Raw genomic sequence first — 11021 nt, 5'->3', positions numbered from 1 at the left:
GCCCATCTTCTTGCCCTTCGGACAAGAAGCATCCCTCGCTCTAAAGAGCTCGGTCAATTTTTATTTGGTGGTAGACCCGAATCCTCCGTTTCTGACTGCCGTTGCATCGTCATCCACGGTAATCCCGTACTCTACAAAAATCCCCTGCATAAATCCCTGACCTTTTTCTACGGTCAGTGTCTTCTCTTGTTTGGCATCGTTTGTAATCTTTGTAAACATATGACCTTCGTTATCGGAATAGAAATAATCGCTGTCTATGATTCCGACACTGTTGTCCAGCTGCAGGCGGTATTTGAATCCCAGGCCACTGCGAGGGTATAACTTCAGCACCCATCCTTCTTCCATCTCAACGCGGATCCCGGTCGGGATTTTGATAGTTTCGCCGGATTTCAGGCTAAAGGTTTCCGGTGTATAAAAATCGTAGCCTGCAGATCCTGCGGTTGCACGTTTTGGCAGTTTGATATCTTCGTAAATTTTCTGCAGTTTTGCTTCTGTAGTCTGAGGGAACTCTCCCATCCATCCTTTTTTAAACTGTTCAAAACTTACTTTATGAAATTTTGCTATTCTTTTCATGCTTTTCTCCGTTTTCTGTGTCATAGGACACGGTTGTACAGGTATCCCTTATTGTCTCAGGTTCTTTTTTTGAACATGGATACTGTCCATACTATTCGCAGTACAGACAGACTTTTCCTGTTTCCAGTGATTTTGGCACATCGATTACCCGCTGATTGCTGCTGCCTTTCCAGTGAAGCTGCACATTGCGTTTGTCTTTCTCATATTCGCCGTCTACACAGACATCCACATACTGCATCACTTCAAAATGGCTGATCTGTTCCCACAGATATCCGGTGTACAGCCAGATTGTTTTCGTTGGAAATTTTTCTCTGATCTCATGCACCAGTGCACGGATATCCAGACGGTTTGCCGGATGCAGCGGATCTCCGCCGCTTAAGGTAATACCGGAGACATAGCTTTTGCCCAGTTCCTCAAACAGCTCGTTTTTTGCTTCCTGGTTAAACGGAATGCCGCCATTTGGATCCCAGGTGATCGGATTCTGACATTCCTCACAGCAGTGATTGCAGCCAGAAACCCAGAGTACAACACGCAATCCGTCTCCGTTTAACATATCGTCCTTTGTTATATTATGGTATCTCATATCGTCTCCTTGTTTCTTATCATACATAAATTATCCAGAGTAGTAACACGTCGGTTTGCTGCTCTCCTGTCGGGGCGGAATTCAAAAAACTTGTAAGTGCTGTTTCTACCTGTCACTTAGTTGCCGCACTCGATACTGATCTCATTGAATAGATCAAGCACATCATCTACATTCATATTTTTCTTCTCTTCGCCCTTTTTGTCAAGGATTACTTTTCCCTGATGCATCATGACGATACGCGTGCCGTATTCGATCGCATAGCGAAGATTGTGGGTAACCATGATGGATGTGAGCTTCTTTTCACGCACAATCTGATCCGTCAGACGCATATTGATCTCGGCAGTCTTCGGATCCAGTGCAGCCGTGTGTTCATCCAGGATCAGGAAATCCAACGGTGTCATCGTGGACATCAGAAGTGACATTGCCTGTCTCTGTCCTCCGGACAGGGCTCCGACTTTTACATGAAGCTTATCTTCCAGTCCGAGATTCAGCGGACGGAGCAACTCGCGGTAAGCTTCTTCTCTTTTTTTGTTGACACCCTTTCCAAGGTTATAGGCTTTTCCTTTATTCTCTGCCATTGCCATATTTTCAAGGATCGTCATGGACGGGCAGGTTCCCATGGAAGGATTCTGAAAAACGCGTCCGATTCTTCCCATGCGTTTATATTCCGGCATATTTGTGATATTGGTGCCGTTGATCAGGACAGCTCCTTCATCAATCGGAATGCTCCCGCAGATAATATTCAGCATGGAAGTTTTTCCGGAACCGTTGCTGCCGACAACCGCAACAAACTCACCGTCATCGACTTTAAAATTAAAATTGTTGAACAGGCACATTTCATTGACTGTGCCAGGATTATAGTATTTATAAATTTCTCTGAGTTCAAGCATCGACTTTCACCTTGACCTTCCTGTTTCGTTCCATTCCAAGCACCAGGATCAGCAGGAACAATGCCGCTGTGATAAATTTCAGGTCCGTGGACTCAAAACCAAAACGAATGGCGATTGCCACACATGCTTTATAGATCACCGAACCGATTACCACGCTTGATGTCACACGCAGAATCGTTACTTTACGGAAAAGGCTGGTTCCGATGATCACACTGGCAAGACCGATGACCATCGTTCCAGTTCCCATGGATACATCGAAATATCGCTGTTGCTGTGCAAACACACAGCCACTTAATGCCACCAGGCCGTTTGAGATCGCAAGACCCACCACCTTTACCTTTCCTTTGTTTACACCAAGGGATGTAATGATATGATCATTATCCCCGACTGCACGCAGCAGCATACCGGATTTCGTTCTCAGATACCAGTCCAGAATGTATTTGCTGATCAGGGTGATGATCAGAACAATGATCACTACCTTAAAAGAAGAAAGGCTTTTTGGAATGATTTTATCTACCAGATCATTCTGGAAAATGGTACTTTTATTGTAGATCGGCAGGTTTGCCCTGCCTGCGATTCGGAGATTTACCGTATAAAGGGCCGTCATCATAATGATACCGGACAGCAGATCACGCACTTTTAATTTTACATGGATAAGGCCTGTCAATGTTCCGACTACAGCCCCGAGCAGAAAACAGATTGGCAGTGTCAGCAGCGGGTTTACATCTCTGCTGATCAGTGCTGCTGCGATCGCTGCTCCCATCGGGAAACTGCCATCTACCGTCAGATCCGGAAAATCCAGGATTTTGTATGTAATATAAATTCCAAATGCCATGATCGCATATATCAGTCCCTGTTCCAGGACGCTTATCAGCAATGCCATATCAACCTCCGATTATTCCACTGTGATCTCATCGAAAACTTCTGCCGCACCATCTACGGTAGCCTGATCCAGCTCAAAGTTCAGTTTGTCAGCAACTGCGGTATTTACATAAAGGCTTGCACCGCTGCATACTTCATACGGCATTTCTTCTGCCTTTGACTCACCTTTTAAAATCTTGGCTGCCATCTCGCCGGTCTGTTTGCCAAGGGCGATATAATCAATACCCATAGATGCCAGACATCCGCTCTTAACCTGTTCGATTTCAGAACCAAATACCGGGATATTCTTCTCATCTGCGGCTGCAATCACGGTCTGCAGTGCAGATACAACGGTGTTGTCTGTCAGGTTGCTGATGCAGTCTACCTTGGATGCCAGATCCTTTGCAGCCATCTCAACATCTGCTACGGTATTGATACCGCTGTCAACAATCTCAAAATCATAATTCTCTGCCAGCTCTTTGTATTCTTTGATCGTGCTTACGGAGTTTGCTTCGCTTGTTGTGTAAAGAATACCGATCTTCTTTGCATCCGGCATCAGATCACGGATCATTTTCAGCTGTTCCTCAACCGGAAGTTTATCAGAGGTTCCGGTGATATTTCCTACGGAATTGCCCTCTTCATCTGCAAGTCCTGCACCGACCGGGTCAGAAACTGCGGTATATACTACCGGGATCTCACTGTCCAGACAGCTGTTATAGGCACTCATGGCACTCGGAGTTGCGATTGCACAGATCAGATCCACATTTTTGGATACAAAGTTATCAGCGATTGTACTTGCGGTTCCGGTATCTGCCTGTGAATTCTGGTATTCTACTGTCAGATTGACACCTTCTTCGATCCCAGCACTTTTTAAACTTTCCAGGAATCCTTCGCGGCAGTTATCAAGAGAACCGTGCTCTGCAAACTGAGAAATACCGATGGTATAATCACTTTCTGCCGCACTGCTGTCTGCGGATGTTTCACTTCCGGTTGATGCCTGTGTATCTTTTGCAGTGTCTGAACTGCCGCATCCTGTCATCATTGCCATAATCATCGCTGTTGTCATAATACCTGCTAATACTTTTTTCTTCATAAAAGTCCTCCTTCTTCTGCCGTGAAACAGTTACAATTTTCTGATAAATAAAAAAACGTCTCAAGCTTTTCTGCCTGAGACGCTGATATTCATCAACGCGGTACCACTCAAATTGACTTCTGTCCACTTTGCATGTACATAGTTATACATTCCAGATTGATAACGGGTTCGGTTCCCGACAACGCCTACTCTCCTGTCCGGATTTTGGGCTGCCCTCGAAAGTCCATTCAATCATCCACGCCGTACTACAATCCCACCGTCTGCAGCTCTCTGTGCCTTTATGGAAAATCTACTCTTCTTTCTCATCGGTTTTTCCTATGCAATCAATAGTAATACTTTTTCGCTTTCTTGTCAATGAAAATTTCTGTTTTTAATCCACTGTTTTTACACGCAGGAAAAAATATAAAATATGGCATACCCACACCACTGTGATGCAGATTCTTCCGATCGGCATATTTTTCATGCAGAGAAAACCGATCGCCATCACAACGGTCACCATTCCGATAATTTTCAGTTTTGTTCCAAGCGTCATGGCTCTTTCCTGCACAAAGCTGTCCAGATGTTTTTTGTAAAGACCGGTTGACAGAAACCAGGTATGTAACTTTTCCGAGCTCTTTGCAAAGCAGAATACGGTTGCCATATAAAGCGGCACGGTCGGCAGGATCGGCAGAACGATACCGATCGTTCCAAATGCCAGGCACAGAAATCCAAGCAGCATCCAGATTATATTCATCGGGTTTTTCTTCATCTCTTTATCCTTTCTTGTTCATCACAGAAGTTATTTTTCTCTTGGCGGAAGCCGGTAATCCTGAATGGCTACCACAGGACTTCCGTTCACACGTGTTACCATCAGATGTACGCCATACAGTTTCTGAATGCTTTCTTCTGTGATCACCTGATCTGGAGCACCTTCGATCGCCACATGACCGCCCTGCAGACCGATGATCTTGTCAGAAAAATAAATGGTCTGGTTGATGTCATGCAGAACCATAACGATCGTGATGTCGAATTCTTCATTCAGTTTTTTGACCAGTTCCAGGATCTCCAGCTGATAGCGGATATCCAGATAAGTGGTCGGCTCATCCAGGAACAGAAGTTCGGTATTCTGTGCCAGTGCCATGGCGATCCAGACTCTCTGTCGCTGTCCGCCTGAAAGCCTTCCGATCTCACGGTCACGCAGGTCCAGAAGTCCGGTCACCTGAAGTGCCTGTTCGATCAGCCGCTCGTCTTCTTCACTTTTTCCGCCCAGCATTTTCTGATAAGGGGTTCTTCCATACGATACGAGGCGTTCGATCGTGATATCTTCTGCTGCGGAATTATGCTGGTGTACGATCGACACTTTTCTTGCAAATTCGCTGAGCGAATATTTTTTTATGCTCTTTTCTTCCAGCAGGATTTTCCCTTTTCCCGGTGTCAGATTCTTGGTCATAAGAGAAAACAGGGTAGATTTCCCACAGCCGTTCGCACCCATGATTGTCGTGATCTTCCCGCGTGGTATCGTCAGGGAAATATCCGAGAGAATCTGGTTGCTTCCGTAGGAAAAGCTTAAGTTTTTCACTTCCATCGCATTAGTTTCCATATTTTTTCGACCTCCGAAGCAGAAGAATAAAGAACGGACCACCCACTACGCTCATGATCACCGCTGCACTCACTTCATACGGAGCGGCGATCGTCCTGCCGATCGTATCTGCCAGCAGAAACGTAAAAGCCCCTGCAAGTGTGGAAAACGGGATCAGCACCTTATGGTCACTTCCAACCAGCAGTCTGCCGATATGCGGGACGATCAGTCCCAAAAAGCTTACGGCACCTGCAACTGCGGTTGAAACGCTGGCAAGTAAAACTGCCGTCAGGGAGATCACGATCCTGGTGCGGTTTACATTGATTCCAAGTCCTCTTGCCGTTTTGTCTTCCAGAGACAGCAGATTGCATTCCCCTACAAACAGAATCGCCAGAAACAGTCCTGCCAGTACATAGGGAAATAACGTTCCGACATCTGACCAGGTCTTCTGCGTGATATTTGCTTCTACGATCGATGCCACACCGGTCCTCTGACCGCCTGTCATCGTACTGAAGATACTGGAAAGTCCGGTGAAAAGGGCATCGACTGCCACACCGGTCAGAATGATGCGAAGCGGGCTGAGTCCCTGTTTCCAGGACAGACAATAGACCAGAAAGAATGCTGCCACCCCGCCAAAAAAGGCTGCAAACGGTGTAAAAAAGTAAAGTGTCGGAAAAAAGGTGCTCACACAGACTGCCGCAAATCCAGCTCCGCTTGAAATTCCGATGATTCCCGGGTCTGCCAGCGGATTTTTTAAAACCGCCTGAAAAAGCACACCGGACACTGCGATCGCCGCCCCGGCAAGCATGGAGATCAGAATACGCGGAAAACGCAAATCATAGACCGCCGCCACATTCTCATCATATTCTACAAACAGACCGCGAAGCAGCTGACCGAAACTTACGGAAAGACTCCCTGTATTGATTGCCGAAAAAAATACGAGCAGCAGCAAAAACAGGATCACAGCAAACGAAATCCAGGTTCGCCTGTACTTTTTCTGTTTCCGCACCATATCTTGATTCATAACGTTTTCTCCTTCCAGTTCTGCTTTTATTACGATTCGGTATAAAGCAGTTTTTTTAACGTTTCCAGGGCATCCTGATAAGCAAACGTTGCACTCATTCCAAACTGCTCATACGGAAGATCATAGACTTTTCCGTCTTTCACGGCCTGAAAATGTTTCCAGATATCATTGGTCTTGAAATCTTCTGCAAACATTTCTGCTACCTGATCCGGAAGTGCATGTGCCGCACGCAGAATGATGTCCGGTTCTTTGGTCTTCATATCTTCTGTATTGACCGTCAGAAATTCCTGTCCCTGATCTTCATAAACGTTTTCTGCCCCGGCAAGGGCTGCCAGGCTCCCGATATAGGACTTTTCAGTAGCGATCACATAGCTTCCCGGAAGTCCCATCAGGATCAGTACCTTCGGATGTTCTTTTCCGGCAATTTCTTCCTGGAAATTCTGATAAAACTCCTGATACTCATCGGTAAGCTCTCTCGCCTGTTGTTCCCGGTCAAAAATCACGCCCAGCTCTTCGATCGACTGATACATGCCTGGAACGCTGCGAAGATTTAAAAATGCCCAGTCACTGTTCAAAGTCTCGTACTTTGACTGAAGATCACTTTGCAGAGAACTCGGGCTTAAGATCCAGTCGGGACTTAACGATGCCAGAATCTCCATATCCGGGCTCATCGCCGTTCCGATGGTTGGAAGATCCTGATAGCGATCCGGGATCTCTGCCGTACTGCTGCAGACACCGACCAGGTTTAGCTCCAGTTTTTCACAAATCTGTGCCGCTGCCGGTGAGGTTGCCACAATACGTGGTGCTCTTCCAAGAGCGATCACCTTTTCTCTTGCAGCTTCCACAGCTCCCGTCTGCCCGTTTCCCTGTGCTGTATATGCTTCTGTACTTTTTTCCGGATGCTGATCGACACATCCGCTCAGGAACAGACACACTGCAAATGCCGACAGGAACAGAAGACATATCCGCTTACTCATCGTCCTCGTCTCCTTTCCACAGCTCCCCATGCTTTTGCAGAAAAAGAAAAATTCCGGTTCCGGCTGCCATCAGGATCAGACCGGAAAGTGTCATGGAAACGGTCAGCACCAGGATCCATTTTCCGGGCGTCATAGCAGAGGTATCCGCTGCATCACTTCCCTCCTGTTCTGTATTTGAGATTTCGGAAGCGGTTGACAGGGCAAGTCCTTGCACTTCCGTATCCGCTTGTGGAGCGGCTGCTTTGTTTTCACTCTCTGTATTTACCGTTTCTGATGTCTGTACTGCATTGTCGCTGCTTTTGGCATCCGCAGAATCAGAAGTTTTTGCAGAATCATTTTCCTCTGATTTCATAGTTTCCCGGCTGCTTTCATCCAACTTGTCTGTGTCGCTTTGTTCTGATTTATTTTCCTGAGCTCCGTCCGATACGTTCGATGTTTCCGTGACATTTATCGCCTTGAAATCTGTCTGATTACCGGACTGATAATCTCCCGGATAGAAATAAAAGATCACGTTTCTTCCCATCGGCTCTACATACATCGAGCAACGCACAATACAGCTCTCCGACGGTACTTCGATGCAGGCATCTTCGGTGCTTCCGCTTCCGTCTGCTCCTGTCGCCGTTGTTGCCATTGATGTGCTGCTCCATGTGCTGTCACCGACATTCTGAACCGATATGTCATGTCTGGAGGCATAATCCATCAGACTGAAGCGAACCGTCAGGTAGTATTTTCCGGAATCGGTCACTTCCAAAATCCCCTGTGTTCCAACGGCACTTTCTGCCATGCCCTGACCGGTCGCAGCAGAGGCTTCTCCGCCCGAATCCTCGATCACACCGGTCACCGGATGTGTATAACTGGTCGTTATGGAACAGGTATAAATGCTCCCGCTTTCTGCAAAGACCTGCTTTTTGCCCAAAAGCAGCAATCCGCAAACCAGAAGCAGTCCTGCGATATATTTAACCCGTTTTTTCTTCCTGATGCTTGTCTGCATAATCTTCTCCTATAACACCCATCTGCGGCTTCTGATCTTATAAAGGACACCGGCTCCTGCTGCCAGAAGTGCTCCAAGCGACGGAAGTGCGGCTGCAACCGGATTTCCTTTTTTGCTTTGTGCTCCCGATCTTCCCTGTCCTGTTGTCACCGTGTCACCATTTTCGCTGTCTTCCTGCTGTTGACTTTCTGCACTTACCGATGCTGCCTGTCCGGCTGCATCTTCAATCTTGTTTTTCAGCACTGCCTCTTCTTTGGCTGCTTCACTCTCTTTTTGCTCTCTGCTGCTTTTGGCGGCATCTTTTGTCTTTTTTGAAGCATTCGATGACGGAAGTACGGATGTTCCTTTTGTCTGGCTGCTTACCGGAAGTGACTGGTTTCCAAGTGGACTTCCTGCGGAACCGTTTCCTGATGCGGCAGTTTTATTTCCGGTGGTTCCATTTGTATGGCTTCCCTGTGTGCCGCTTCCAGTATCAGTGCCGCTGCCGGAATTGCCGTTATCCTCTGTTTCTTTTACACTTTTTTTATCCAGTGTGATGTTTTCAAGATCCAGCTTCAGATAAACATTCTGGGTACCGCTTCCGGCGGAGATGGCATCCATGACCGGAACAAATACCTGGAGCGGAACATAGCCGTCTTTTTTTGCCTCCGCGATCATAGTAAAAGAAATTTCTTTCGGATAATCGGTGCCATTCTGTTTTTTGGTGACATCTACCGCTTTCGGGCTTCCGACCGGTCCGCCGTAAGCATCTGTCTGATAACCGACCTTATAATATTTCAGCCATCCGAGATAACCTTTCTGACCATTGATCGTCAGACCGTTAAAGCTCAGTGTCAGCGTATATTTTTTCTTTTTTACCGTCAGTTTCACGGTATGATCCAGAGCTTCGTTTGCCATGGATAAGGACTGCTTATCGGTTTTCATCATTTTGCCCGGAAGATAATAGACTCCGTCCGAGAGCGTTTTGATATCCAGACTCTCGCCGCTGTTATCTTCCGTGGAAGAAGTTGTTTTTTTCTGATCCAGATTGATGATCGCCTGGGATAGTGCATTTTGCTGTTTTGTGATCTGAAGCTTTGTCGCATTTTCATTATCATAAACATTCTGTGCCACAGCGATCGCTTTTTTCAGTGCTTCCAGACTCTCTTTTGTATATACATTCTCTCTTCCGGATAAACTGGTCGCCGATAACAGCAGGGTATGTAAGCCGGACTTGTCCGCTTTTTCAGAAGATGGATTCTGATTTCCGTTATTTCCCGGCTGTTCCGTGGACGGCTGCCCGGTAGACGGTGTTTCCGTAGAAGGCTCGGTGGATGGATCTGTCGGCTTTGACACCGGTGTCAGGCTGCTCCAGTCCAGCTGAAGCCTTGCGTACTGCTCGCCGCTGCCTGCACTGACCGCTTCCATCACCGGCACATAGACCTGCGTCCAGATTTCGCCATCTCCTTCGGTGACCGGGATTGCGATCTTTTTCGGATAGATCATGCCTTTTACATTTTCATCCAGGCCGTTTTCCGGATCGTTGTAACTGTCATAAACTCCATCATACTGCTCCAGGATCTCGGCTCCCGATGCAGCATCACTTTCGGTCGGAACTCTTCCGTCCACGTCCGGATAATACAGCATCTCAGCCAGATATCCGTTGAAATCCTTTTTTCCAAGACGGATTGTAAGCGGAACCAGATCCAGGACAAGCTGACAGTTCCCGCCGGACACCTGCAAGGTCATCGGTTTGGAAATGGCAGTGTTGCCCATGGAATCCTGATCCTGCACAGCATGACGCAATACACCGTTTATCGTATAGGTGCCGTCTGCGATCGTCTCTGCCTGCACGCTTTCCGTTTCGGCTGCATATACCTGCATTGTTTTTGCAGGGAACATCGGCGAGATCAGACCGGCAGAAAAAACGACTCCTGCAAGCAGATATACTTGCCATTTTCTTTTTCTTCCTGTCACATTTTTTTCCACTTTGATCCCTCCGTTCTGAATCTCGCTCTTTTTCTTACATTTTTACTTTCAGTACTTTTGAGTATGTTCCGAAAAGTTTCTGTTTGCCGTTTTTCTTATAAGCTCGTACTTTAAAATAGTATGTCTTTTTGGCTTTCAGTTTTTTCACGGTAAGTTTTGTTGTCTTTGCTTTGGAAATGGTTTTGATCTTTTTGTATTTTCCTTTGGCTTTTGTGGCCTGATAAACTTCATAACCATTTGCATCCGTTACTTTTTTCCAGCTTAAGGTCAGCGTATTCTTCTTTCCTTTTTTCTTTTTCAGATTTTTTACAGCCGCCGGTGCTTTTACGCTGCTGTTGTTCTGATTTCCGGTATTGGTGTTTCCGTTTGCCGGATTCTGCGAATTGCCATTTCCATTGTTTGCGTTATTGTTTCCGCCGTTATTATTATTTCCGCCGTTTCCTCCCGGATTGTCATCTTTTACCGTTTTGCGGTTTGCCCAGTCAAAGGTCACCAGCACATCC

12 protein-coding genes are annotated in these 11021 nt (G+C 46.6%); all 12 read right to left on the bottom strand.

Features of this window, described 5'->3' with window-relative positions; all coding sequences use genetic code 11:
• Positions 1 to 60: 60 nt before the first annotated feature.
• Positions 61 to 573, bottom strand: coding sequence for a deoxyuridine 5'-triphosphate nucleotidohydrolase (locus tag ACLTL4_RS09945; RefSeq protein WP_412320481.1), 513 nt, complete (start codon positions 571 to 573; stop codon positions 61 to 63).
• A gap of 91 nt (positions 574 to 664) precedes the next feature.
• A complete protein-coding gene (gene nrdG, locus ACLTL4_RS09940; RefSeq protein WP_022119629.1) occupies positions 665 to 1156 on the bottom strand; it encodes an anaerobic ribonucleoside-triphosphate reductase activating protein in 492 nt (163 codons plus the stop codon).
• Between the two features lie 116 nt (positions 1157 to 1272).
• Positions 1273 to 2046 carry an ABC transporter ATP-binding protein gene (locus ACLTL4_RS09935; protein WP_022119630.1) on the bottom strand — a complete coding sequence of 258 codons (774 nt, stop codon included), beginning with the start codon at positions 2044 to 2046 and terminating at the stop codon, positions 1273 to 1275.
• Positions 2039 to 2929 carry an ABC transporter permease gene (locus ACLTL4_RS09930; protein ID WP_022119631.1) on the bottom strand — a complete coding sequence of 297 codons (891 nt, stop codon included), beginning with the start codon at positions 2927 to 2929 and terminating at the stop codon, positions 2039 to 2041. Before ACLTL4_RS09930 ends, ACLTL4_RS09935 begins: the two co-directional genes overlap by 8 nt.
• A 12-nt stretch (positions 2930 to 2941) precedes the next feature.
• Positions 2942 to 4000, bottom strand: a complete 1059-nt coding sequence (locus tag ACLTL4_RS09925; protein WP_412320480.1) for an ABC transporter substrate-binding protein — start codon at positions 3998 to 4000, stop codon at positions 2942 to 2944.
• 370 nt (positions 4001 to 4370) lie between these two features.
• The gene (locus ACLTL4_RS09920; protein ID WP_022119633.1) at positions 4371 to 4748 is read right to left on the bottom strand and encodes a YbaN family protein; all 378 of its coding nucleotides are present in this window, start codon (positions 4746 to 4748) and stop codon (positions 4371 to 4373) included.
• A 30-nt stretch (positions 4749 to 4778) separates the two neighbouring features.
• Complete coding sequence (locus ACLTL4_RS09915) at positions 4779 to 5579, bottom strand: ABC transporter ATP-binding protein (protein WP_022119634.1); 801 nt, start codon at positions 5577 to 5579, stop codon at positions 4779 to 4781.
• Positions 5569 to 6582, bottom strand: coding sequence for a FecCD family ABC transporter permease (locus ACLTL4_RS09910; RefSeq protein WP_022119635.1), 1014 nt, complete (start codon positions 6580 to 6582; stop codon positions 5569 to 5571). The genes ACLTL4_RS09915 and ACLTL4_RS09910 overlap by 11 nt, the downstream gene beginning before the upstream one ends.
• Positions 6583 to 6611: 29 nt before the next feature.
• Positions 6612 to 7559 carry a heme ABC transporter substrate-binding protein IsdE gene (gene isdE / locus ACLTL4_RS09905; RefSeq protein WP_412320479.1) on the bottom strand — a complete coding sequence of 316 codons (948 nt, stop codon included), beginning with the start codon at positions 7557 to 7559 and terminating at the stop codon, positions 6612 to 6614.
• On the bottom strand, positions 7552 to 8550 hold the full coding sequence (locus ACLTL4_RS09900; RefSeq protein ID WP_412320478.1) for a heme-binding Shp domain-containing protein: 999 nt from the start codon (positions 8548 to 8550) through the stop codon (positions 7552 to 7554). The genes isdE and ACLTL4_RS09900 overlap by 8 nt, the downstream gene beginning before the upstream one ends.
• A 9-nt stretch (positions 8551 to 8559) precedes the next feature.
• Positions 8560 to 10518 (bottom strand): NEAT domain-containing protein, encoded by a 1959-nt coding sequence (locus ACLTL4_RS09895; protein WP_412320477.1) that lies wholly within the window; start codon positions 10516 to 10518, stop codon positions 8560 to 8562.
• A gap of 34 nt (positions 10519 to 10552) precedes the next feature.
• A partial coding sequence (locus ACLTL4_RS09890) for a fibronectin type III domain-containing protein (RefSeq protein ID WP_412320476.1) occupies positions 10553 to 11021 on the bottom strand: 469 nt, incomplete at its 5' end.

Source organism: Hominisplanchenecus sp. (assembly GCF_046967715.1).
Lineage (GTDB): Bacteria > Bacillota > Clostridia > Lachnospirales > Lachnospiraceae > Hominisplanchenecus > Hominisplanchenecus faecis.
Note: the sequence above shows the minus strand (reverse complement) of the source record. Positions and strands in the feature narration are given on the sequence as shown.

Bases quoted from the DNA above. Each gene is read 5' to 3' on its own strand.
- ACLTL4_RS09945 (WP_412320481.1), bottom strand. From the start codon at position 573: ATGAAAAGAATAGCAAAATTTCATAAAGTAAGTTTTGAACAGTTTAAA.
- nrdG (WP_022119629.1), bottom strand. From the start codon at position 1,156: ATGAGATACCATAATATAACAAAGGACGATATGTTAAACGGAGACGGA.
- ACLTL4_RS09935 (WP_022119630.1), bottom strand. From the start codon at position 2,046: ATGCTTGAACTCAGAGAAATTTATAAATACTATAATCCTGGCACAGTC.
- ACLTL4_RS09930 (WP_022119631.1), bottom strand. From the start codon at position 2,929: ATGGCATTGCTGATAAGCGTCCTGGAACAGGGACTGATATATGCGATC.
- ACLTL4_RS09925 (WP_412320480.1), bottom strand. From the start codon at position 4,000: ATGAAGAAAAAAGTATTAGCAGGTATTATGACAACAGCGATGATTATG.
- ACLTL4_RS09920 (WP_022119633.1), bottom strand. From the start codon at position 4,748: ATGAAGAAAAACCCGATGAATATAATCTGGATGCTGCTTGGATTTCTG.
- ACLTL4_RS09915 (WP_022119634.1), bottom strand. From the start codon at position 5,579: ATGGAAACTAATGCGATGGAAGTGAAAAACTTAAGCTTTTCCTACGGA.
- ACLTL4_RS09910 (WP_022119635.1), bottom strand. From the start codon at position 6,582: ATGAATCAAGATATGGTGCGGAAACAGAAAAAGTACAGGCGAACCTGG.
- isdE (WP_412320479.1), bottom strand. From the start codon at position 7,559: ATGAGTAAGCGGATATGTCTTCTGTTCCTGTCGGCATTTGCAGTGTGT.
- ACLTL4_RS09900 (WP_412320478.1), bottom strand. From the start codon at position 8,550: ATGCAGACAAGCATCAGGAAGAAAAAACGGGTTAAATATATCGCAGGA.